Raw genomic sequence first — 23,814 nt, 5'->3', positions numbered from 1 at the left:
ATCTCTATCTTGAATAAAGGAGATCTATTATGTCAGTTCAGATTGTAGACAAGATTTCATTTACGGTAATCGGTAAACTAGGGCAAGGGTTAGCGGCCGAAGGACCCAAATGGATACCAACTCTTTGGCAAGAGGCTGAGCATAAATTTGAGGAAATTCAAAATCTAGTGAAGTTAGATGAGGAAGGAAATCCAGTTGGTCTCTGGGGGGCAATGAGCGATATTGCAGAAAGATTTGATCGTTGGACTAACCAAGGGAAATACTTAGCAGGCTGTGAGGCATTAGATCATTGTGTCGCTCCCCCTGGATGGGCTAGATGGATAATCCCTTCTTACAAATATGCAGTTATTCCATGTAATCAAGATACATATCAAAGGCAATTCAACTATATGATTAATGAGTATCTTCCCAGCAATGGTTATTCGATCGTCGGGGCAGTGCATGAGCATTATAAATCAAATGAGACAAATGGGAATCTGTATTTATATTTTCCGATACATAAATTATAAGAATAACTAGCGCATATTGGGAAGAGTTTGAGAGATAGAGCCTACAGAACAGACCGAACAGATGGGCAGGGAGAATAAAATGGAATCTAATAAGATCGTTATAGCTCAGGGTCTCGCTGATGTACTTCAACGCGGCCAGGTACGTCAGATAGCACAAGGTAGAATGACCGAGGCTGAACGTGGATGGTCAGGGGCAGAAGTGCGCAGGATGGAGGTCACTTACACGAGTGGCCGGCAGGAGAGCATGATTTTTAAAGAAGCCCTTTTAAAAGAACGCATGGTTATGAAAAGGTTAACGGATCAGGGCCATCAGAACACACCCGCCGCCTTTTCACTGGATACGGAGTCAGACGAGCCTAGATGGATGGCGCTTGAAGATGTGGGGAGTATCAAAACACCTCCGCAAGGCCAAGAGTGGTCGCCGAAGGTTGCGGAGGCGCTAGCGCGGATCCATACCCGTAACTTGCGTAAGGGCTCTGAGATGCCGTGGCTTCCCCATGCTGATCGTGTGTATTGGGAACGTTATCTTGTTACAAAAGTGTCTGTAGACCACTTTGAAAAGCTTACGGAGCAAAACCCGAATTTTGGGCGGGAATTTGGTGCGTATCTGCCAACATTGCGTGAGAAAGCCAACGTTTTTGCGCGTGATATGGCCGCCTTGTACGATGAGAAGGATAGTCTGACTCTTACGCATGGTGATTTGCAATCCATAGATGGTTCCCACGTACACTATTTAAATGACAAGCCATATCTAATTGATTTTGGGTGGTGCTATTATGCCCCTTTCTATATTGATTTGGTGAGTTATTTTACCATTGAGGAGGCCAAAGTATATTACAATCATTTCATCAATAGTGGCGTTTCCCTCAGTTATGATGATTTCTATGAACGATTACGGGCCACTTTTTGCTACAGTGGGTTGATCTACTTATACCCCAGTATGATGCAATGGTCTACCGGGCCTACCGAACAAACGGGTAAGCGACTCCTTCACATTTTGAAAATCATACTCACAGGTGAATTTCCTGAGCGTAGGATAGACTACTCGAACGAGCTTTTCTCAAAGTTGCTTACAGAGCATAATAGCGGAACTCTTGATATACGCAAGAATTAATATTTTCACCCATGAGATGAATCCAGCTTGCGTCTATGGATGATAACTAAAAATAATGCCGCGACCAGCGCGCCATATAGGAAAGAGGATCCTGCCACCACAAGCTTTGTGAACAGCGTCGCTGTCTCATAATTCATGTAGGTTTCAATAGTCGTATGAAGAGGCGGTAGCAATAGGACCGCTTTTTTTACTCCGTCCGGCAAACTATTCTGGATCGCCTGTACAGAGATCGTCGTAACAATAAGGACACTCAATACTATAAAGGAGATGACCCGAGAACGAATAAATTTTGACCCAAACCAACAAGCCAGGGCGACACCCAACCAAGATGAAGCGATATGATAGAGAAAGGCCACGCTCAGTTCTTCGAGACTGGGGCTTCGATCAAACCTATGTAATACTGCTGGATACAGCACAGCATATAAAGCCAGTGGGAAGGTAAATATCCAACTATAGAGCAGCTTGCCAAGGTACAGTTTGACGATGCTGCCGCTGTGCAGCAGGGTTATAGATTCTTGATTCGGCGTTTCTATCTCAATAATCATATAACAAAGGGCTGTTGACACGATAAATAAAAAGATCGTGGAAAATGCGTAGCTGTCCATGACTGGATTGGGTACGACGCTATATACAAAAATGATACCCAAGATGTAAATAAAGGTAGGCGGGCCATACCGGTAAGAGCGCATGAAGCAGGTATGTAAAAAAGATATCAAGGATATCATGAACGCGATTCCTTTCTTTGCAAGCTGATGATTTCTCCTCCACTCTGAAGGCACTCCATTAGAAAATCCCGATAATCTCTTTCCGATAGAGTAAACCGAATGGATCCGCCTGACACACGCTGCCAAGTCATATCCTTGAACAAGCTCGTTAGACGATCAAGCGTTTCCTGCTTCATATGACAGACGATCTCGTAACTATACATGGAGTCTTTTAAGAGGCTTTCCCCACGTTCCGACACTAATATTCCCTGACGAAGCCAGTAGGTCTGACTCTGTAGTTGGCTCGCCAACAAAGGTTCATGAACAGCCGCCAATATTGCCGTCCCGCTTGCTTTTATTTGCTGCAGCGAATGCAGCAAGTGTTCCGTAGATTCCTTATCCAGTCCGGAGAAGGGCTCGTCCAGAATAAGCAAATCTGGCATGTTCAACGTAGCTTGCATGAGATTGACCTTTTGCAGCATCCCTTTTGAGAAGTGAATCATCTTCAAGCTAGCGTGTTGTTCAAGATTAAACATACCATGCAGTTCTATTATCCGCTCCCGGAGTGCCTTTCTAGGCACGTTCGAGATCCTGCCCATATGAATGAGGTACTCGGTGGATGTCATCCTTAATGGGGGAAGCCGGTCAGGGGTGTACCCAATCACAATGTTTGGGTGCCCAAGTATCCTTTGACCTGAAGTGAACGGGATCAAGCCGCTGACGATTCGAAGCAACGTGCTTTTGCCCGAGCCATTGCTGCCTCTGATGATGAAGCAGTCCCCGTGATTCATCGTAATTGTGATATCTGTTAATACTTTTCGGTCACCATACTGTTTCGTAACTTCTGTTAAAGTGACCAGAGCTTGATTGTTCAATGTCCCACCTCGTGATGATCCATAATCTGATGTATGCTTAGCGTAATGAAGTAAATATAACACAAATTTGAAGATCTTAGATAATAGGAGGGGTTACGTGGCATACGATTTCAACCGGCAATGGCTCACGAAGAAATTTGGTGAAATTAGAAAACGGTTGTTAAAAGCGATAGAACAATTGAGCGAGGAGCAGTTAAACTGGTCACCAGACGACAGTAGTCACACGATTGCTGACCTGCTTAGACATATCGAGGGCAATGTGAACGAACGGATCCGAAAAGGCATCCAGCATGAAAAAGTAGGCGAACGGGATCAAGAGTTTACCAAGGCACTGATGTCCAAGTCAGAGGCAGAAGCATTAATTAGCCGTACCATGGATTACATCTTAGAGCTGCTGGATGAAATTACAGATGAGAAGCTGGAAGAAGTACAACAGGTTAGAGGCAAAGCACGAACGAACCTGGATATGCTGCATCAATGCGCTGCTCATTACTCTGAGCACATGGGGCAGATTTTTTACATAGCGAAGCTATGCCTGAAGGATGGGTATGTCTCAACTTCTGTATGAATAAATCAGTATGAATAAATCACGTTGATAGGAATTTAATGTTTAACGAACGTAAAGAAGACGTTATAAATTCAAATACACAATCCTTTATGATCATCTTGTTGAAAGTGAGGTAATCAACTATGAAAAAGAAATGGGAATTAACTCACAAAGGGCTCACCATTCGAGTCGAAAATTCTTGGTGGCTTGGAGAAAAACTCTATGTTGATAATGAACTGCAAGACGAAAATGTAGGTTTAAGTTTAAGAGGACGATTGATTGGAAATGTAAATCTTGGTGAAGGTCAAAAAGAAATGATTAAGGTGTCTTTAGGTGGCTGGTTCAGTATAAAAATCAGAATGTTTATTGAGGATAGACAGGTTTTCCCGATGAGGGCTTGAAGGGTAAATCATGGTTATAATAGATTACCAGTTGTTGAGAGGATGCATACTATGAATGTAACCAGCGCTGATGCAGGGAGACATTCTATAGAATGCATCCTATTTTAGTTCATGTTTAGTTCATGCTAGATACCAATCATCAAAATATACGAGTGTAAATTCAGTGGATAATTTGGGAAAAGTAGAGACAACTAATCTAAATAAGTGCTATAGTAGATATAAAGGCCTACTAAAATAGTTCTTTAGATGCTAATAGTGGTCCTCAAAGTTCTCATTACATATGTATTCAAAATAAGGGAGAGGTCATTTTGAAAAAGAAAATTTTGTTTTCTGTTGTAGTACTCCTCGCTTTTTTAGGCGGAGTAGTAAGCGCGTCCAGTACATGGGGAACATATAGGGGCTTTGATATCGTAAAGGTATTCATAAATGAAAAACCTGCCGTTATTTCTGATTCTCCTGCAATAAACTTTAATAACAGGACTTACGTTCCCTTGTATCTTTTGAACCAAATGGGAATTAATATCGAATGGGATAACCATACAAAAAGTGTTAATATCCAAGGTAGAAGCGCTGCTCCGACACCCCCTTCACCAGTTGTTCCGGTTGTTCCGGTAAGTCCGGTTACCACAAGTTATCCTTCGCTCTATTCAAATGATGGTAAGGTATACCTCGGAAAGCTGACAACTAACGAGTTTGATTCAGAATCCATTTATAATCAGTTCGGAAAGTATGGAAGTCAGTATCAATCGTTAAGCATTTGGAATGAGTTTGGTAAGTATGGTAGCAATTATAGTTCTGAGAGTGCGTTTAATGATTTGGCTTCTAAACCACCGAAAATAATTGAAAATGGAAAGTTCGTGGCCTACCTAACTACTAACACAACTATACGTGATCGAATTTCACCCTATGATTTGTATGCTCTTCTTTTAGAGATTGGATATTGATATCACTATGTTGCGTTTAAGACAAAAGAGCCACCCCTCATTCCAAAGGGTGGCTCTTCAACGTTCTAATGATCCGCAATCTCCGCATAAATCTCATCATCGAGATCCAAGGTGATGGCGGAGCGGAAGACGCGGCGGTTGTGGTGGTTGTACATGTATTGCTCAATGGCTTCTAGCAGGTTGGCTTCGATCAGGTACTGGGAGCGACCCTGTACCCAAGCCTCTGCGGTAAAACCAGTTTCTTCATCCCAAGCCAGCTGAACCTCGACATCAGTCGGTTCGACCCGACGACGGTCGGCGAGGTGGTAGCAGACGGCGTTGATCACTTCATCCATCGAGAGACGAACCATACTTAGTACGGTCTCCGCTGGTCATCCATTCTTCTGCGGTTGTTGCGGAAGTAGTGGATGATGCCGCGTACGGCAACAATCAGTAAGAAGATCGCGAATACGTTAACAAGCAGACCCAGCATTTCACCCATGAAGCCCAGACCGCCGAACATGCCGCCAAACAGCATACCCGCCAGACCACCAATCATCAGACCTTTCATGAGGCTGCCGCCGCTGAAAAATCCAGGTTTCGCTGCTGCTGCACCTGTACCTGTGTTGGAGGTATTGCGCGTGTTGGCTGCTGCACCGGAGTCGCTACGTGTCTCGGACTGCTTAGGCGTCTTGGTCACACTCTGCTTCGGGGACTTGAATCCGCCTCCGCGTTTCGCATCGGCGATGTCGGCTCCACCGAACGCCAGGAAAAACGTAAAGACCATCATAACTAACAAACTTCTTTTCATGTACTGGTTCTCCTCCTGATCTATATTCGCAAGGACGTTGCCTTCTTCATCAATTACGTCTAAGATAGATGAAAGTTTCACTTTTTTTGAACTTTTTTTTGGGCTCTTCCCCAGGTTGAAAGGAGCGCACCATGACTACGACGTATACCGGCTCGTACCCGGTTCATTATATCCAATTTCTTATTGAATTCCACGTCACCCGCGATTACTTCGAATGCCACGAACTGCTAGAGGAATATTGGAAAGAACAGCCCGGCGACGATCCCTTATATGACACGTGGGTCGGCCTCATCCAGATGGCGGTCAGCCAGTATCATCTGCGGCGCGCCAACCGCCGCGGTGCCCGGCTCATGCTGGAGCAGGCACTTGAACGGCTAACACCTGGCCACCTGGAGACACTCGGATTAGATGGGCCAGCCTTGCTTCAATTGCTACAGCAACGGCTTCGTCAAATTCAGGATCTCAGCCAATCCGTACCTTATACGGATTATGAGCTTCCGTTCGTCGATCATGAATTGCTCGCTGCTTGCCATGAACGGAGCGATGGGGCGGCAGAGCTCTGGGGCACGCCGAGTAACCTGGGCAATGATCAACTGATTCACCGTCACATTCTGCGTGACCGCAGCGATGTCATTGCTGCCCGCGAAGAAGCTCTGTACCGGCGCCAACAGCGCCGGGCTGCTGCTGCCCGCTCGGGGCAGCACGGTTAACCCGCAGGTGATTCCGAGACTTCCTGCTGTTCGTAACCGTCCACGACCACATCCAGCTTTCCAGTCTGCGGGTCAATAATGAGACCATGCACTCTAACGTTAGCAGGCTTGAGCGGATGGTTGCGGACGATGCGGACACTGTTGGCTACGCTGTCCCAGACGGAATCGAAGCCCGTCAGCCACCGCTTCAGGTCCATTCCCGAGTTCAACAGCGTCGTGAGCGTATTCTCGCTAATTCCGCGATCACGCATATGCGACATCACCAACTCCGGATCAAGTCCCGTCATGCCACACTCGTGATGGCCAATGACGAACACCTCGTCTGCTCCGAGTTCATAGAGCGCCACCAGGATACTGCGCATAATGTTGCCGAACGGCTGCGTGACGATGCCGCCTGCGTTTTTAATAATCTTGGCATCTCCGCCCTGTAGATTCATCGCCTTGGGCAACATCTCACTCAGTCTGGCATCCATGCAGGTGACGATGACCATGCGCTTGGCCGGATAGCGGCTGTACTGGTATTGCTCGAACGTCCGCTCCGTCACGAATTCCTCATTATAAGCCAGTATCATCTCCAAATTGTTCTCCGATATCATGAACCTCTCCCTTGTATCGCTTCATTTAACTAGCTTATGTCCATGAACCCGTTGTTAGACAGCTTGTCCCCGAACCAGTTGGAGCTGATTTGTGTAGATCTGGCTGTCGCTTTTCAGAGCAAATTGGCCGCGATTCGTGTCATAGTCGACCTTAAGCTGTGGTTCAAAAAACACATCAAAGCGCGGTTCATGCAGGAAGGGCAGCGGATCTCCCTCACCCTGAACATCATGCTCGCCCGGCTTATCCAGCAATTGCAGCGCAGGCACACCGCTAACGACACAGCCGCAGCCTTCGGTATCATAGAGCAGCTTCAGCAGCTTGCCGGCATCCAACTCAGGCTGGAGCTTGGCTACCGCCGATGCTGTAAACTGAATACGCATATTCATTCCCCCTTCAATTGAAACAACAGCGGTCGTAAGCCCAATCCACTCCTAACGCCCATCGGAACGTTATTGAAGGAGCGTGCTACTAGTTGATTATATAGATTGTAAAAAGTATGATCAAGAGGAGCAAATCTACATACAAAGGTGGTAGGTGCGATAATGACAGTGGAGAAAAGCCGGGAGCGGTTCCGCGAGCTGGACCGCACGATCAAGAGCTATAGCGAAGCGTTGGGTGTCCTCTATTGGGATCTGCGCACAGGGGCGCCAGCCAAAGGCGTGGAGAGCCGTTCGGAAGCGATTGGTGTGTTATCCGCAGAAATGTTTCGCCTCTCGACCTCAGAAGAATATGGCGAGCTGCTGCAACGGCTGAGTCAGCCCGACGCCCAGGCTGAACTGGGTGAGATCGATCTCGCCCTCGTTCGTGAATCGACCAAGGACTTCGAGCGTAACCGCAAGATTCCAGCCAAGCTACATCAGGAGTATGTCGTGTTGACCTCGCAGGCCGAATCATTCTGGGAAGTGGCCAAAGAGAAAAACGACTATGCAGGCTTTCAACCGTATCTGGAGCGCATCATTACAATGACCGATGATTTCATTGATCGTTGGGGTGTGCAGGGCACGCGCTACGATACCTTGCTGGATCAATATGAGCCAGGGATGACGACGGAGGAGCTGGACCGCGTATTCGGCGGGCTGCGTGAGGAGCTGGTGCCGCTGGCTTCTGCGATCGCCGCATCGCCGCATCAGCCGGAGACAGGCTTCTTGCGTCAGAGCTTTGCCAAGGACGCACAGAAAGACTTCAGTCTCTTCATCCTCAATCAGATGGGCTACGACTTCGAAGCGGGGCGTCTGGATGAGAGTGTGCATCCGTTCGCGACGGGCCTTAGTCCGGGTGATGTGCGGATTACGACACGATACCTGCCGGAGGACGTGACGAGCGCGCTGTTCGGTACGATTCATGAGGGCGGGCATGCCCTGTATGAGCAAAATATTCGCAAGGAGCTGATCGGCACCTCCCTCTCTGAAGGAACGTCGATGGGCATTCACGAGTCGCAGTCCCGCTTCTGGGAGAATATGATCGGCCGCAGCCGACCGTTCTGGGAGCGTTACTACCATGAGCTGCAAGCCCGCTTCCCGGGCCAGTTGAATGTGCCGGTCGAGGACTTTTATCGGGCGACCAACGTTGTGCAGCCGTCGCTCATTCGGATCGAAGCCGACGAGCTGACGTACAACCTCCATATTATTATCCGCTACGAGATGGAGAAAGCGATCTTCAATGACGGCGTCCGCGCTGCCGAGCTGCCAGAGCTGTGGAATGCCAAGTACAAGGAATACCTGGGTATCACCCCGCCGGATAACCGCGAAGGTGTGCTTCAGGATGTGCATTGGTCGGGCGGAGCTTTTGGCTATTTCCCTTCGTACGCACTGGGCAACATGTATGCTGCTCAATTCGCAGATACGATGCAGCATCATTTGCCAATTCAGGAGCTGGTGACCAAGGGTGATCTGCTGCCAATCAAAGAATGGCTAACCGAGCAGATTTACCAATACGGTAAACAGCAATCGCCATCGGAGATCATCCAACGTGTCACAGGAAAACCACTGGATTCGTCTCACCTTGTCGCATACTTAAAGAGCAAGTATGCAGACATTTACCGCCTGTAGGGTGATGCATTCAGAGTCTTCACCGGAATGAATATGAAAATTCATATACATTTGGGCCTTCCACAAGAAAAATTGGGAAATAAGCATGAAATTTCAGTCTTAATCGACGAAAATCACGTTCTGAAGCCAAATAGATATGAAAAATCATGTTTATTGGTCGCTGGACCATCGTTCTGCCGCCTGCCCCCGCGCGCTGGGAGCCGCGCCCGGAAGGAAAACCAAACCCTAGACCCATTTAAGTCAAAGCCGTCCTTGCGACGGCTTTTTGGCGTTCCGCCTCGAACGGCACCTAATTCCAAGGTTTCATAGGAAAACTTTTTTGCCAACCATCGAACGATATGAGACGCTTATGCGAATAGAGGGTGTAAGGGGGAGGGGAGATGACGCATGAGCGGGGGGAACGACCTAGAGCGGCTAGCGAAGCTGGTGTTGGCCGGACAGGATGAGGCGTATGGGCAGATTTACGAGCGCACGGTCAAGGATGTGTACCGGACTGTGTACTATCTGGTGGGCAACCGCGCGGATACCGAGGACATTGTGCAGGATAGCTATTTACAGTTTCATCGCTCGCTTCGCTTGTATGACCCATCACGCCCCTTGCGACCGTGGCTGATGGGCGTGGTGATGCGGCAGGTGCGGAGCTATCGGCGGGGGCGATGGATGCAGTTCCGATTCTCAGGGCGGTCGGAGCGGCTTCATGACCGGCGCGAGGAGGATTTTTCCGGTGAGGTGGTTGACCACCTGACGAATCGCGCGCTGCTCGAAGGCGTCAGTAGGCTGTCGTTCAAGCTGCAGCAGGTGATCACTCTGCACTATTTGAGCGAGTACACTCAGGAAGAAATTGCAGAGATCCTGGACATTCCGGTGGGTACCGTGAAATCCCGGATTCATGCGGGCTTGTCCAAGCTCCGCAAGCAGTACAAGACACATGAAATGAACGGAAAGGTGGGGGAGCTCCATGAAATTTGAAGACCGGCTGCGCAAAGCCTATCGCGAAGAGTCTGCAGGGGTGACGCCCCCGCCGGAGATGAAGGACAGTCTGATGGACCAGATCAAAGGAAGAGGTGGGCGAATGAAAGGACGCAAGTGGTTAATGGTGACGATCATCGCAGCGGCGGTCATCTTACCGACTGGCGCATATGCGGGGTACACGTATTTGGCGGATTCCATTTACGGTTCAAAGCAGCAACTCATAGAGATGGGCGGGACTGCTGAAGGCTATGAGCGCCTGGAGGCGAAGCTGCAGGAATCCCGGGATCATTTTACGGAGGAAGAGTTCGATGCTTTCTTGGCCGTGCTACAGCAAGTAGGCCAATTCGCCACGTTACATGCAGACAGCCAGGGGAACTTGAACCCGGAGAATTGGAGTGCGGACATCCAGGAACAGTATGCGGCCTATCTTGAGCAATTGGAGCCTTTCGTGACCCAGCTGGAGGCGTCCCAGAACAGCGATGTGCCACCTGACCTGGATGATCGGAACGCTCACTGGGAGGCGCAGCTAGCAAAAGCAGAAGAATTGTTGACGGCTGAAGATTATGAACGATTTACACTGTTGTATGATCAAATCCGGGTCTATCAGGACATGCTCACTAGAAATGAGCCACTGACTGATGAACAGTTTGAGGATGTGAAAGGCTTGAGAGAAGCTACTGAGCCTTATCTGAATAAGCTTGGCCTGAGCTGGTCACTAGGCGCGAGCTAGACTACTGTCCACACCTCCGCATTGGCTGAATCATATGCTGCCGTGGGGAGGTGTGGCCGGGTAGTGAGCAAATAAGGAAACTCCGTTTGTCGGAAAAGGCATCCAGAATTCGAAAATCCCAACGTTCGTGCAAAGACATCAAGCGTCCAAAAAAATCTGCCGCAAAACCAAAGACTTCATGGATTTGTACACCAGGGACAACGGAGGTTGCCTGCAGATCCTGTAAACGGGGAAGACCAGGGAGAAGAGGCATGCCCGGCGAGCCTGGTCCGAGAGGCCCAGCAGGTCCGCCAGGCGTGGCGGGGGCCACGGGAGCAAACGGTCCCCAAGGTTTGTCCGGTGCCACAGGTGCGCAGGGTCTGAATGGCCAGCCTGGTATTCAGGGCCCTCAAGGTCCCATGGGTCCCCAGGGGCCTGCTGGACTAAGGGGAGAAGAAGGACCACAAGGTCCGTCAGGTGTACCGGGTGCAGCCGGAATTCCGGGGCCTTCCGGTCCCCAAGGGGAGCCCGGCACAGCGGGAGCAGTAGGAGCAGCAGGAGTGACTGGTCCACCGGGACCGACTGGAGCCACCGGAATCGGAGTGACAGGAGCACAAGGCGTAGTTGGCGCCACGGGCCCAAGCGGCGCACCTGGCACAGCAGGCGCTGCAGGAGCGACTGGTCCACCAGGTCCGACCGGAGCGACGGGGATCGGATTAATGGGTGCAACTGGAGTGACAGGAGCACCCGGCTTAGCTGGCGCAACGGGTGCTACAGGAGCAACGGGCCTCATCGGATTGCCAGGCGTAACAGGAGTAACGGGTCCTACAGGGGCAACAGGCATCGGCATAACAGGCCCAACCGGTGTGACCGGCACTGCTGGTGTGACAGGAGCGACGGGTTCCACAGGAGTACCCGGTGCGACAGGCCCCATCGGACTGGCGGGGGTTACTGGTGCAACAGGACCTGCAGGTCTCACAGGAGCCACGGGCGTTGGTGTGTCCGGCCCAACAGGCCCAACAGGCCCAACAGGCGCAACAGGAGCAACGGGTTCCACAGGAGCACCAGGTGCGACAGGTCCCATCGGACTGGCGGGGGTTACCGGTGCAACAGGCCCTGCAGGTCTCATAGGCGCAACAGGAGCAGCTGGTGTTACAGGCCCAACAGGTGCAACAGGCGCCACTGGCGTAACCGGTGCGGTGGGCTTGAATGGCTCGACGGGGCCGACTGGCGCGACCGGAGTGACGGGTGCCACAGGACCTTCAGGCAGTACCATGGTAGAGACCGTGAGATTGGGCGATATCAATGCGGCCATCGCGTTCAATGAGGGAGCTGGTAATAATCAGGCTACAGGAGCCCTGGTCTTTCACGGACAAGAGGTGACGATCTCGACGCTTGCCGCCTATGTTGTCCAAGATGGCAACATTACCGGTACCTTTCAGATGGCGGTGCTTCTGCCCACCTCACCGGACATCTCAGTGGTTATCGGTGTAACAGAGCAGGTAGACGAAATCACAGGCGGCGTGTTTGCTTTGCCTCTGCTGGCGCCAGTGACGCTGTTAGCCAATACGGTCTATCATCTTGCGGTCTATAACCAGGTTAATGGCTCAGAGCTGGGCGGGCGTACGACTGGACTAGTGACCACAATCGACGCCGCACCGATCAATTTCAGAAGTCAGAACCTGACGGGATTTACAGTCGGGGATTCCGTCAATACGAGTGATGAGAGTCTGGAGCTGTCTCCATGGCTCGCTGGATATTAATCAATCCGGAGCGCCCCAGGGGGTGCTCCTTCATTCTGTTCAGAAACCTTTACAGGTTCTTTTTCATGCTTCCACTAACCCAGATTCACTCTACGAATTTGAAATTTCGACCTTATTTCAGAAAAAATCAAGAAAATCACATCATAAGCTTGATATTTCAAACTTATTTGAACTCTAAGCTTCCTAGAGGGTCAAATGTATATGAAAAATCATGTTTATTGGCAGTGCGAGGACTACAGGCTACTACAATTACTAGGCCCCCATCCACTCACCAACCCTCATTCGCCCGCATAGGCTGAGAGTATCTAAATGAACAAGGTGGAGGGATTCGGGTGCGCATGCGGATAGGAGCGGCATTGGTCGTTGTGGTGTTCATGATCGGTGCGCTGGTGGTTAGCTGCGGGGAGAAGGAAGGGCAAGATACGGTAAAAATCAGTTTGGGTGAAGTGACCCGATCCTTGTTCTATGCCCCGCAGTATGTAGCCATCAGCGAAGGTTTTTTTGAGGAGGAGGGGCTGGAGGTCGAGCTGACCACCACCTTCGGGGGCGATAAGACGATGACGGCGCTGCTCTCAGACGGCATCGATATCGCACTGGTTGGCTCGGAGACGTCGATCTATGTGGCACAGCAAGGTGCAACGGACCCCGTCATTAACTTTGCTCAGCTAACGCAAACGGACGGCACGTTCCTTGTTGCTCGCGAAGCAGATGACGCATTTGACTGGCAGTCACTGGTTGGAACCACGTTCCTCGGCCAAAGAAAAGGCGGCATGCCCCAAATGGCTGGCGAATTCACACTGAAGAAACATGGCATTGACCCGCAAGCTGATCTGGAGCTCATTCAGAACATTGACTTCGCCAACATTCCTGCGGCGTTCGCCTCGGGTACAGGCGAGTATGTGCAGCTGTTCGAGCCTCAGGCTTCGATCTTCGAGCAAGAGGGCCGTGGGCATGTGGTTGCCTCCTTCGGTGAGGAGAGCGGAAATCTTCCTTATACCGTATTTATGGCGAAGTCGAGCTATCTGAAGGATAACGGCGAGGCGATAGCAGCCTTTACCCGTGCCATTCACAAGGCCCAGCTGTGGGTGATGGAGCAGGACAGCGGCGTCATCGCAGATAGCGTGCTGCCGTTCTTTGACGATACCGACCGCGAGCTTGTCATTATGGTCATCGACCGGTACAAAAATCAGGGCTCGTACGCCAGCGATCCGATCGTCGATGAAGCAGAGTGGAACAATCTGCTGGATGTGATGGAATCGGCCAGAGAGCTGCAGGAGCGTGTCGCGCACGAAACACTGGTGGATACCAGCTTCGCCGAGCAGGCGATTCAAGAGGTGGCAGGGCCTTAATCCTATCCGCGAATCTGTCCAGGCCAACAGCCTCAAGTACGCTGTGGCCTGGCAGAAGCATGTTTGAACCGCAATGGAAGGGAGGAGCTGCAGATGAAGCCAATGCTTGAACTGCGCAATGTATCGCATGTGTATGTCAACGATAAAGGCGCCTCCCTCGCGGTTGAAGGGATGGAGCTGATGGTGGGCAAAGGCGAGTTCGTCAGCCTGGTCGGCCCAAGCGGCTGCGGCAAGACGACTGTGCTGAGTTTGCTGGCTGGCTTGTTCTTACCCGCCCGGGGGGAGATTCTGCTGGCGGGTCAGCCGGTGCACGGACCGTCCCCCAAGGTAGGATACATGCTCCAGCAGGATTATCTGTTCCCATGGCGCACGATTCTGGACAACGCGCTGTTGGGATTGGAAGTACGAGGCGAACTGACAGCTGAGCGGAAAGCTGGTGTTCGGCGTCTGCTGGAGGAGATGGAGCTTGGGGGGACGGAGGAGCGTTATCCGCATGAGCTGTCCGGCGGCATGCGCCAACGGGTGGCACTTGTCCGCACCCTGGCGACGGAGCCCGAGGTGCTGCTGCTGGATGAGCCGTTCTCGGCGCTCGATATGCAGATCAAGCTGCAGTTGGAGGATCTGGTCCAACGTACACTGCGGCGGCTGGGCAAGACGGCAGTGCTGGTTACGCATGATCTGGCTGAAGCCGCGGCGATGAGCGATCGTGTGATCGTCCTCGGCAGCCGTCCGGGACGGATCCGGCAGATCTTCCACATCCCTCGTGAGCTGAAGCAGCAGCTGCCAACCGCTGCCCGCAGGCACCCGAGCTTCCAGGATGTCTTCGATGCCATCTGGGAAGAGCTGGACGCCGGAGAGGAAGGAGTGGAGCGTAGTGAAGAGTCAACGGCTGAATAAATCGGCGCAGCAAGCGAACCAAGTGGATGCTGAGCAGGCCGGCTGGCTGCGGCAGCTGCATCTGGACTTCCGGCGCCGAGCAAGACGACGGACAGCTGCCGTACATGCGGTACAGTTGGCTCTCTTGGCCATGTTCCTGGGCTGGTGGGAGGCAGCTGGCCGATTGGGCTGGATTGACGTCTTGCTGTTCAGTTATCCCAGCCGGATTGGCCAGCATCTCTGGACAACGCTCGCCGACGGCACGCTGCCGCCACATATTGCGGTCACCGTAACCGAGACGGTTGTAGGTTTCCTACTAGGAACGATTGGCGGGGCGATGCTGGCCGCCTTGCTCTGGTGGTTTCCGTTTGTCTCACGCGTTGCTGATCCGTATCTGGTCGTGCTCAATAGCATGCCTAAGGTCGCGCTAGGGCCTATTTTTATCGTAAGCCTGGGGCCGGGGTTCTTGTCGATCGTTGCGACGACCTTGTCTATTACCGTGATTATTACCACGCTGGTTATCTACAACCGGTTCCGTGAGGTCGACCCGAACTATATCAAGGTGATGCAGCTGTTCGGCGCCAAGCGCAGCCAGGTATTCCGCGAGGCCGTGCTCCCGGATTCCTATCCGGTTATTATCTCGACACTCAAGGTGAATGTCGGGCTGGCCTGGATTGGGGTCATTGTCGGCGAGTTCCTGGTTGCCAAGTCAGGGCTGGGCTATCTGATCATCTATGGTTTCCAGGTGTTCAACTTCACCCTTGTGCTCTCGTCACTGATCGTCATCGCCATTGTGGCGGCCATGATGTATCAGCTGGTGGCGAAGGTGGAGCGCAAGCTGATGGCTGGCTGGAAAGATCGCTAAGCGACAAAAGCCAGATCTCCGCTCGTTTTGAATATCTTCTTTGCGGTCAGCCCCGTTAACCGATATAATCTATAGGTATCAACGATACGGGTGTGAGTACTGTGATTGGAATACGCGTGATTAAAACCGCCATTGCTGGCTTGGCGGCCATTTACACGGCAATCTATCTGGGCCTGGAGCCGGCATTGTCGGCCGGCCTGCTGGCAATCCTCGGCGTTGAAGTTACCCGGATGCGCGGCATACGCAATGTCGCGAGTCGGATGATGGCTTCAGTGCTGGGGTTGTTTTTTGCCTCGCTGATCTTTACGTTGTTCGGCTTCGAGATCTGGTCGCTGTCGATCTTCATTCTGATTGCCTTCCCAATTCTGACCCGCCTGAAGCTCAAAGAGGGCATCGTGACAAGCTCGGTTATCGTCTTCCACGTCTTCGAGCGCCAGGAAGTGACGATGTCGCTGATCGGCAATGAAATTATGCTGCTAATCACGGGACTTGGCTGGGCCACGGTCCTCAATATGCTCTATATGCCACGCGAGGATCATAAGCTGAAGGAGCTGCGTCATCAGATTGAAGCGACATTCAGTACGATTTTCAAGGAATTGGCGCAGACGCTGCAGAATCCGCGACATGTGTGGAACGGGGAAGAGCTGCTGCAGGCAGGGGACCTGATCAAGCAGGGGCTCGATCGTTCGTCCACGTATCAGGAGAACCGGTTGTGGCGGTACGAAACCTATTGGCGTACATACTTTGACATGCGCAGCCAGCAGCTGGAGTCGATTCAGCAGATGTTGACACTGATTGCGTTTGTCTACGAGAAGGTCCCGCAAGGACTGCTGCTGGCCGATGTGCTGCTTAAGCTCACCGAGGAAGTGAAGTCGGATGTGTATGAGGGTGCCGTTGAACGGGAGTTGGATGAGCTGGAGGAGCGCTATCGTCTCATGCCGCTGCCGCAGACGCGGGAAGAGTTCGAGGTGCGGGCGGCAGTATTGCAGCTCTGTCATGAATTGGAGCGGTATCTGTCCATCGCCAAGCGCTGGAAAAAACGCAGAAAAGGCAAGACCTCCGTCGCATGATGCGACGGCAGGCCTTGCCTTTTTTATTGAGCTGCGCCTCCGTGTTTGTTCTCCGCGAACAGACGCCCAGCTCCCAGAGGGCGGGGGTCACCGATGTTTTTACTGGCTTTTCTCCACATACCGCCGCTCAGTACAGTTACAATTTGGTGATCCTCTATTGTGGCCTATGTTCTAGATGGTTCACTAGTATTTGACACACTCACGGGCAGTCGGTTATGCCAAGATTGTGAGTGCTATCGACAAGGTTGCGAATGGTTTCTGTCTGGCTCGTGATACTCTATTACCTAACGACAACAATGCAATTAATCCTTGTGCTTTTGTGGATGTTGGAGCTCGTAAGGACATAAGTACATTTAAAAGTTTTGGATTACCCATTTGTTTCCATGAACGCGCGAAATAATTGTACTTTTGGCTTTAGCAGTTGCATTTCATCGGGATCGCGGGTTATTAGTTGTACTTTTGTCGTTAAGGTGCAGTTTAGGGTGCGGTCGCAGAAACAGTTGCATATGAAGTCACGGATGTGACGCAGATGAAGCCGCGGATGTGATACAGCTAAGCCACGGATGCACACTTAGAGACAAAAGCTAAAGCAGCTTCATACGAACCCTACGCAGAAATTTTGCAGTCGCTGCTCCACCCGCGTCTATTGCACCAGTCCCATCTCACGCAGCCGCTCCTTAATGGTGTGAAGCTTCTGCTCGCGTTCCGCTTTTGTCTCATCTATCAGCAGCTCCGGTTCTTCGACAATACGCTCCAGAAGATCGGCGAGCAGTTTGCGGCTCGTGGCGCCCAGCTGTCTTAACTTGCTCAGCTCCGACCAGTTAGACGCCAGCACATCCTGGATCGTCATCATTTGGTGGGCCCGGAGGATCGTCAGCAGCCGTCGCAAGGTTTGCTCATTGTCGGCTTCGTGCAAGACGGCGTGCAGATAGGAGAGATCAAGTCGCTGGACCGCTTCTTTGACGGGGTAGATAGATTTGAGCGGAAGCGACAGCTTCTCGTGGTTTCGCATAGCATTCACCTCTAGTATGTAATGCCTCTATCTAACCACAGTCGACTATACAAATTCTTATCAAGGCTTATCCATCCCGCACCGCGCCCTGTTTTTTCAAAAGGTTCTCTTTTCTAGCGCCCAGATTTATCAACATTTGCCCATGTCCTGCATACACTTTAATTGAATGATTGTATGGAGGAGGTTAAGTCGATGGCATTGGCAGATAAACAGCTTCAGTGCAGAGAGATTATAACGAAAGCTGTCTGCGGCAAGGGTCGTAAGTTTTCCACTGTTACCCATAATGTATCACCGCCCCAGCATCCGACGAGTATCCTGGGTGCCTGGATCATTAACCATCAGTATGAGGCGGTGCGGTCGGGAGACGGAATCGAGGTCATCGGTACTTACGATATCAACATCTGGTATTCCTATGACAAGAACTCGCAAACCGATGTTGCAAAAGAATCGATTTCCTATGTAGAAACTGTCCCGCTCTCGTACCTCGACGCCAAGCACCGCAGCTCAACGGAAGAAGTATCGGCTGAAGCGACGCAGGATCCGAACTGCATCGAGGCCAATATTTCGTCAAGCGGCACATCCGTCATTCTGAGGGTGGAGCGGGAGTTCGCCGTTGAGATGGTAGCAGAGACCAAGGTCTGTGTAGCGGTCTGCCCTGGCGGCTGCGATGGTCATGAAGGCAAAGGCCTGGATTATGGCTTTGACGGCGAAGGCGATTATGAGGATCTGGATCCGGAGCTGTTGGACGACGAGCTGTAAGCCGGACCCTGGGGTGACACGCTGCTTGCATGGACGATGTGAGCAGCGTTATTTTTTTTCTGGTTATGATGCATTGTATGCAGCATTATGCAGTCTCGTTGAGGGCGGAAGCCCTCTTTTTCTAAATTTATAAGAATATATAAGTTTTCACATATAAATAGATGCGCTTATAAATCTCCGACAAAGCTCTTCGCACGTCCTAAAAATTTTGCGAAGCAAAACTCTTAGGCATAGCCGTTTCACCTTGTTAATTGTGGTTTGCGATTGGTCGCTGCTGTGAAGCGTCATCGCAGAGGGGGGAGTCATTGAATGGCGGGGAGCGTATGGATCTGGATGGAGGGCGGGTGGAAAAGGTTGAACCGCGTCTCGGCGTCGATTGCTGGCGGTCAAGCGGATATTGGCCCGGCATCCGGCGATGCCGGGTTCGTCATGCCCGGCGGCCGTATGGGAGACAGCAGGCGCGGACAGCGGAACCCGGATCGCCCGCCGATTGCCAGTCATACCAGCGGAGGGAGAGCCTCTAGGCCAGCGGATTTCTGGTTATTGCGTGGCGCGGCGCAGTTAGCAGAGGAGGAGCCCTCATCCCGGGCTGTGGCGGGCAAGCAGCGTACCACTCCGTCACGCGACGGAGAACTGCCCCCTGTGATCCGTGAGCGACTGACGCAGGCGGGATTATTCGTCTGGAATCCAGAAACCCCGCTATGGTCGCTGAGGGAGTATGCTGTCCCTGTCTTCCATCTGGAGGCGCTGGCTGTTGAGCGAGTCTACCGTTCATCAGACAGACGCTCCAAGCTGAAGGATCAAGAAGAGGAAGGCTTACACGCAGAGCACGATCGTGTAATACAATCAACCCGAAGCTCCCGTTCGGAAGTATCCGAAGAAGGTGGACTGTCCTCGCTTGCAAGAGATCCGCAGGAGAGAGGGGCCGGAGGAAAGGTCACGCCTCGCACGAGCGAATCGCGTATACATTCGCCGCAGCGAAGAGCTTCGCTGCCGACAGGTTTTCATATTGATCTGGATGGAACGGGGGCAGCGGGTCGGGAGGCGGGGCGGAATAGCTCCTCTCAGCAGCGCATGTCCCCTGAGGCACTAGACTCTCCTGAGCGCATAGACGGTCCCGACGTGCTGCTGAATCAGAGCCGGGACCCGCTCGTGCGAAGGGCGGCCAAGACAGCCGTCAGGGCGCTCTATGCCCTGGGGCTCGACTACGGCGAGATTCGGGTCGTTCTGGACGGAGAGGGGCGCGCGGCTGTCCGAACCATTATGCCGATGCCACCGCATCGACTAGATAGCCCAGTTGGCAAAGCAGCCTTGCAGCGCTTCGTTGATGGCTATGCGATAGCGAGGGAGACTGGTGGCAGAGAACGGCTGCAGATCGGGGCCGATCCGGAGTTTGTCCTGCTGCGGAGTGATGGCCGGATCGTCTCACCCACACGATTCCTCGAGCCGCACGGCGCGGCCGGATGCGATACGGTAGTCGTCGGGCGGACCGTCCGTCACCCTGTGGCAGAGCTGCGACCAGATCCTGCGTCGAATCCGGCCGAGCTGGCAACACACGTAAGAAGGCTTCTGCAGCAGGCCGCAGCCAAGATTACGGAGCGTGACCTGCGCTGGCTCGCCGGCGGGATGCCCGTTCCAGGTCTTGGGTTGGGCGGGCATATCCACTTCAGCGGCACTTGGCTGAGCAATCGGCTCTTGCGAATGCTCGACAGCTGCGTGGCATTTCCGCTGGCGCTGGTCGAGGACCCCGCCGGCCGTAAACGGCGTCCGCGCTATGGCATGCTCGGCGACTACCGATTGCAGCCGCACGGCTTCGAGTACCGGACGCCGCCGAGTTGGCTCGTGTCGCCGATGGCGGCGCAGGCTGCCTTTGCGCTGGGGATGCTCAGTGTCCGTGAGCTATGGACACTTTCCGCTGCCTACGGCACTCTGCCTGCTGAGCAGCCGGAGCTGGTTGCCGCCTATTACGAGGGCGACCGCGAATTGCTCCATGAGGGAATGCGGAGCTTCCTTGAGCTCATCACCCGCACAGACGCCTACAGCGAGCTGGGGCGCTTCATATCGCCGCTGCTGTCAGCGATTCGCAGCGGTGCGACCTGGGATGAGCAAGCGGATCTGCGCCGCAAATGGAAGCTGCCTACCGGTGTTGATCACGAGGCTATTTCAAGGAGATGATTCGACATCGAATCTTGAAGGCATGCGAAACTTCCGGTGCTCACGTAGGTATTGCTTACGAGGTCGTTTTCTTCGAAAACGTTGACCGCTCCTCATTTTCACCTGCCTTCAACCTTCTCGGTGCTGAACACCGGTCACTGCGTTGATCATCAATGGATTCCCGTGAGATAGTTCGACATCGAATTAAAAGTGAACGCTCCTTTTCACGCTCGCGCGGATTTCTGTTATAATGAAGCTTGCAAATCAACCCCATAGGAGGGGCGCAAGCGATGATAATTAGCGATAAACCGGCGTACACGCCGATGATCATGCAGTACTTATCCATCAAAGAACAAGCGCAAGATGCGTTTTTATTTTTTCGCCTGGGCGATTTCTACGAGATGTTCTTCGACGATGCCATTAACGCTTCGCGCGAGCTCGATATCACGTTGACCGGACGCGAAGGCGGCAGCAAGGAAAAGATCCCGATGTGCGGCGTGCCGTATCATTCGGCAGAGGGTTACATCTCCCGGCTGATCGAGAAGGGGTTCAAAGTCGCGATCTGCGAGCAGGTTGAAGACCCGGCAGCAGCCAAAGGTGTTGTCCGGCGGGAGATTGTCCGGGTCGTCACACCAGGAACGGTCATGGAGACCAAAGCGCTAGAGGGCAAGAGCAACAACTTCATGGTTGCCGTCGCCGAAGCGAATGAAGGGTATGCAATTTCGGCCTGCGACCTCTCAACCGGCGAACTGTATGTGACGTCCTTCACGGGCTCGCTTACATTACTGCTGGACGAAATCAACGTCTACCTGCCGTCAGAGATTGTAGGCGACGAGCGCGTCATCGCCGAGCTGCAGAAGCAGCCGAACCAGTGGAACCGGCCAATCGTCTACACGCACCGTATGCCGATGGCCCAGGAGCGGCTCATGGAGCAGTACGGCGAGGCGGCATTGCAGGCGCTGCCAGCCGCCCGGCAGCGGGCAGTCAGCCTGCTGACCGGTTACCTCGATGATACACAGAAGCGGTCGCTCGGTCATGTACGGACCATCCGATCGTATGAGCCGAACCAATATATGATTGTCGACCAATTCACGCGCCGCAATCTGGAGCTGGTCGAGACGGTTCAGGAGCGCAGCAAGAAAGGATCGCTGCTGTGGCTGCTGGATCAGACCGAGACCGCCATGGGCGGACGGCTCCTGCGGCGCTGGATCGATAAGCCGCTGCTGAGCCTGGCACAGATTGAAGAGCGGCTAGAAGCCGTGGACAAGCTGTACAATGATTATATCCTTCGTGAGGATCTGCGAGCGGATCTCAAGGAAATCTATGACTTGGAGCGGTTGGTGGGCCGAGTCGCCTATGGCAATGCGAATGGACGTGATCTGATTGCGCTCAAGACGTCGCTGCAGTGTGTGCCTGCGTTGACAGAGCGCTGCGCCAGCTCGGAGTCCGACACGCTGCGCAGCCTGGTGCGGGAACTCGACGCCTGTGCCGACCTGGCGGAGCTGATCGAGACGGTGCTGGTGGACGAGCCACCGGTTTCGATTCGCGAGGGAAGTCTGATCCGCGCAGGCTATGACAGCTACTTGGATCAACTGCGCGAGGCGAGCACAGGCGGCAAGCAGTGGCTGGCCGAGCTCGAGCGCAGAGAGCGCGAAGCGACCGGCATCCGCACCTTGAAGATCGGTTATAACAAAGTGTTTGGCTACTATCTGGAAGTGACCAAGGCGAATCTGCCGCAGCTGCCCGAAGGCCGGTATGAGCGCAAGCAGACCCTGGCCAACGCGGAACGCTTCGTGACGCCGGAGCTCAAGGAGAAGGAGCGTCTCATTCTGGAGGCCGAAGACAAGATGGTCGATCTGGAGTATCAGCGGTTCATCGAGCTCCGCGACCATCTGGCCGAGCATCTGCATCGACTGCAGCGGTTGGCCGAAGTGATCGCTACCATCGACGTCTACCAGTCACTGGCCTCGGTAAGTGCCGAGCATCGTTTCTCTCGTCCTGAAGTGACGGAAGGCTACGACCTTATCATTCGAGAAGGACGGCATCCGGTCGTGGAGGCTGTGCTTAATGGACGAGCGTTTATTGCCAATGGGACGGAGCTGCAGCGGGACGAAGCGGCGATGCTGCTCATCACTGGTCCGAACATGGCGGGCAAGAGTACGTATATGCGGCAAGTAGCGCTCATCTGTATTCTGGCGCAGATCGGCTGTTTCGTGCCTGCTCGCTCAGCCACAGTGCCGCTTACTGACCGGATCTTCACGCGCATTGGCGCGGCGGACGATCTGATTGGCGGACAGAGCACGTTCATGGTAGAGATGAAGGATATCCAGGTGATGACAGAAAAAGCTACGGCCCGCAGTCTCATTATTATCGATGAGCTGGGCCGCGGGACGTCTACAGCGGAAGGGATGGCGATTGCCCAGGCGGTGATTGAGTTTGTTCATCGCGAGATCGGCTGCAAGGCGCTCGTCTCGACGCATTTCCACGAGCTGGCGCATCTGTCGGAATCTCTTCCTTCCCTGGCAAATGCAAGTATGGCAGTGAAGGAAAGCGGCGAGGATGTCACCTTCCTCCGCAAGCTGGTGCCCGGCGCGGCATCGTCGAGCTACGGTATCTATTGCGCCAGACTCGCTGGCTTGCCTGAGCAGATTATTGGCCGAGCCTACGAGCTGCTGCATGCATCCAGCGTAGAGCTGGGTGAGGCGGGTGGAATTGGCATCCCGCAGACGACTGCCCACGATGAGGCTGCGGCAGCAAGCGAGCGGCAGACCGGCTCCCAGACAAGCCAAGTGTGGGAGTCCGCTCCTGTACCAGCGTCGCAGACGGAGCCAGTTGCTGACGTGATGCAGCTATCCATGTTCGGTACTGAAATCATGGCTCCAGCACCGAAGAGTAAGAAAACAGCACAGGCCGAGCAGCTCGCGGAGCAGCTGAAGCAGTTGGATTTATTCAACATGACACCGATGCAGGCCATGCAGTGGCTCAATGAAATGAAGCAAAAGCTGGGTAACACGGCAAACTGATCGCAGTCGGTAGCGGCAACACG

Annotated in this window: 24 protein-coding genes; 17 read left to right on the top strand and 7 right to left on the bottom strand. The window is 52.9% G+C overall.

The window, feature by feature from the left end:
- Positions 1–29 precede the first annotated feature (29 nt).
- Together F556_RS0107785 and F556_RS33505 are read left to right on the top strand one after the other, a co-directional pair.
- Positions 30–509, top strand: coding sequence for a GyrI-like domain-containing protein (locus F556_RS0107785; RefSeq protein ID WP_020616363.1), 480 nt, complete (start codon positions 30–32; stop codon positions 507–509).
- Positions 510–588: 79 nt separating this feature from the next.
- Positions 589–1,623, top strand: a complete 1,035-nt coding sequence (locus F556_RS33505) for a phosphotransferase (protein ID WP_020616362.1) — start codon at positions 589–591, stop codon at positions 1,621–1,623.
- Positions 1,624–1,628: 5 nt separating this feature from the next.
- Here the strand turns inward: F556_RS33505 and F556_RS0107775 are convergent, their stop codons facing one another.
- Both F556_RS0107775 and F556_RS0107770 read right to left on the bottom strand, forming a co-directional pair.
- Positions 1,629–2,270, bottom strand: coding sequence for a hypothetical protein (locus F556_RS0107775; protein ID WP_211222552.1), 642 nt, complete (start codon positions 2,268–2,270; stop codon positions 1,629–1,631).
- A gap of 74 nt (positions 2,271–2,344) precedes the next feature.
- Positions 2,345–3,202, bottom strand: coding sequence for an ATP-binding cassette domain-containing protein (locus F556_RS0107770; RefSeq protein ID WP_020616360.1), 858 nt, complete (start codon positions 3,200–3,202; stop codon positions 2,345–2,347).
- A 97-nt stretch (positions 3,203–3,299) separates the two neighbouring features.
- On the opposite strand from F556_RS0107770, the gene F556_RS0107765 reads away from it, so the two are divergent.
- The 3 genes from F556_RS0107765 (at position 3,300) to F556_RS36140 (ending at position 5,094) form a co-directional block, all read left to right on the top strand.
- Positions 3,300–3,770, top strand: coding sequence for a DinB family protein (locus tag F556_RS0107765; RefSeq protein ID WP_020616359.1), 471 nt, complete (start codon positions 3,300–3,302; stop codon positions 3,768–3,770).
- A 122-nt stretch (positions 3,771–3,892) separates the two neighbouring features.
- On the top strand, positions 3,893–4,150 hold the full coding sequence (locus F556_RS0107760; protein WP_020616358.1) for a hypothetical protein: 258 nt from the start codon (positions 3,893–3,895) through the stop codon (positions 4,148–4,150).
- 308 nt (positions 4,151–4,458) lie between these two features.
- Positions 4,459–5,094 carry a stalk domain-containing protein gene (locus tag F556_RS36140; RefSeq protein ID WP_020616357.1) on the top strand — a complete coding sequence of 212 codons (636 nt, stop codon included), beginning with the start codon at positions 4,459–4,461 and terminating at the stop codon, positions 5,092–5,094.
- A 65-nt stretch (positions 5,095–5,159) separates the two neighbouring features.
- Here F556_RS36140 and F556_RS0107750 read toward each other — a convergent pair whose 3' ends face one another.
- The gene (locus F556_RS0107750) at positions 5,160–5,444 is read right to left on the bottom strand and encodes a YxcD family protein (protein ID WP_020616356.1); all 285 of its coding nucleotides are present in this window, start codon (positions 5,442–5,444) and stop codon (positions 5,160–5,162) included.
- 2 nt (positions 5,445–5,446) lie between these two features.
- A complete protein-coding gene (locus F556_RS0107745) occupies positions 5,447–5,884 on the bottom strand; it encodes a hypothetical protein (RefSeq protein WP_026297165.1) in 438 nt (145 codons plus the stop codon).
- Between the two features lie 131 nt (positions 5,885–6,015).
- On the opposite strand from F556_RS0107745, the gene F556_RS0107740 reads away from it, so the two are divergent.
- A complete protein-coding gene (locus F556_RS0107740; protein ID WP_020616354.1) occupies positions 6,016–6,594 on the top strand; it encodes a DUF309 domain-containing protein in 579 nt (192 codons plus the stop codon).
- Here the strand turns inward: F556_RS0107740 and F556_RS0107735 are convergent.
- Both F556_RS0107735 and F556_RS0107730 read right to left on the bottom strand, forming a co-directional pair.
- Positions 6,591–7,166 (bottom strand): beta-class carbonic anhydrase, encoded by a 576-nt coding sequence (locus F556_RS0107735; RefSeq protein WP_245583048.1) that lies wholly within the window; start codon positions 7,164–7,166, stop codon positions 6,591–6,593. The genes F556_RS0107740 and F556_RS0107735 overlap by 4 nt on opposite strands.
- Before the next feature lie 78 nt (positions 7,167–7,244).
- A complete protein-coding gene (locus F556_RS0107730; RefSeq protein WP_020616352.1) occupies positions 7,245–7,571 on the bottom strand; it encodes an iron-sulfur cluster biosynthesis family protein in 327 nt (108 codons plus the stop codon).
- Positions 7,572–7,733: 162 nt separating this feature from the next.
- On the opposite strand from F556_RS0107730, the gene F556_RS0107725 reads away from it, so the two are divergent.
- The 8 genes from F556_RS0107725 (at position 7,734) to F556_RS0107690 (ending at position 16,843) form a co-directional block, all read left to right on the top strand.
- Positions 7,734–9,239: a carboxypeptidase M32 gene (locus F556_RS0107725; protein ID WP_020616351.1), complete on the top strand. Its 1,506-nt coding sequence runs from the start codon at positions 7,734–7,736 to the stop codon at positions 9,237–9,239.
- A gap of 387 nt (positions 9,240–9,626) precedes the next feature.
- Complete coding sequence (locus F556_RS0107720; RefSeq protein WP_020616350.1) at positions 9,627–10,208, top strand: sigma-70 family RNA polymerase sigma factor; 582 nt, start codon at positions 9,627–9,629, stop codon at positions 10,206–10,208.
- Positions 10,198–10,941, top strand: coding sequence for a DUF3600 domain-containing protein (locus F556_RS0107715; protein WP_020616349.1), 744 nt, complete (start codon positions 10,198–10,200; stop codon positions 10,939–10,941). The genes F556_RS0107720 and F556_RS0107715 overlap by 11 nt, the downstream gene beginning before the upstream one ends.
- Before the next feature lie 251 nt (positions 10,942–11,192).
- Positions 11,193–12,683 (top strand): collagen-like domain-containing protein, encoded by a 1,491-nt coding sequence (locus F556_RS39050; RefSeq protein ID WP_083937918.1) that lies wholly within the window; start codon positions 11,193–11,195, stop codon positions 12,681–12,683.
- Between the two features lie 338 nt (positions 12,684–13,021).
- Positions 13,022–14,032: an ABC transporter substrate-binding protein gene (locus tag F556_RS0107705; RefSeq protein WP_040716205.1), complete on the top strand. Its 1,011-nt coding sequence runs from the start codon at positions 13,022–13,024 to the stop codon at positions 14,030–14,032.
- Positions 14,033–14,125: 93 nt separating this feature from the next.
- A complete protein-coding gene (locus tag F556_RS0107700) occupies positions 14,126–14,929 on the top strand; it encodes an ABC transporter ATP-binding protein (protein WP_020616344.1) in 804 nt (267 codons plus the stop codon).
- A complete protein-coding gene (locus F556_RS0107695) occupies positions 14,907–15,773 on the top strand; it encodes an ABC transporter permease (protein ID WP_020616343.1) in 867 nt (288 codons plus the stop codon). The genes F556_RS0107700 and F556_RS0107695 overlap by 23 nt, the downstream gene beginning before the upstream one ends.
- Before the next feature lie 101 nt (positions 15,774–15,874).
- Positions 15,875–16,843, top strand: coding sequence for an aromatic acid exporter family protein (locus tag F556_RS0107690; RefSeq protein WP_020616342.1), 969 nt, complete (start codon positions 15,875–15,877; stop codon positions 16,841–16,843).
- A gap of 643 nt (positions 16,844–17,486) precedes the next feature.
- On the opposite strand, the gene F556_RS0107685 is transcribed toward F556_RS0107690, so the two are convergent.
- Entirely contained in the window at positions 17,487–17,855 is a 369-nt protein-coding gene (locus F556_RS0107685; protein WP_020616341.1) for a hypothetical protein, read from the bottom strand.
- 192 nt (positions 17,856–18,047) lie between these two features.
- Here F556_RS0107685 and F556_RS0107680 point away from each other — a divergent pair, with 192 nt between their 5' ends.
- The 3 genes from F556_RS0107680 (at position 18,048) to mutS (ending at position 23,791) form a co-directional block, all read left to right on the top strand.
- Positions 18,048–18,614: an outer spore coat protein CotE gene (locus F556_RS0107680; RefSeq protein WP_020616340.1), complete on the top strand. Its 567-nt coding sequence runs from the start codon at positions 18,048–18,050 to the stop codon at positions 18,612–18,614.
- Between the two features lie 309 nt (positions 18,615–18,923).
- Positions 18,924–20,789: a putative amidoligase domain-containing protein gene (locus tag F556_RS36125; protein WP_020616339.1), complete on the top strand. Its 1,866-nt coding sequence runs from the start codon at positions 18,924–18,926 to the stop codon at positions 20,787–20,789.
- 269 nt (positions 20,790–21,058) lie between these two features.
- Positions 21,059–23,791: a DNA mismatch repair protein MutS gene (gene mutS / locus F556_RS0107670; protein ID WP_020616338.1), complete on the top strand. Its 2,733-nt coding sequence runs from the start codon at positions 21,059–21,061 to the stop codon at positions 23,789–23,791.
- Positions 23,792–23,814 lie beyond the last annotated feature (23 nt).

The sequence above is a fragment of the Paenibacillus daejeonensis DSM 15491 genome (genome assembly GCF_000378385.1).
GTDB lineage: Bacteria > Bacillota > Bacilli > Paenibacillales > Paenibacillaceae > Paenibacillus_D > Paenibacillus_D daejeonensis.
Note: the sequence above shows the minus strand (reverse complement) of the source record. Positions and strands in the feature narration are given on the sequence as shown.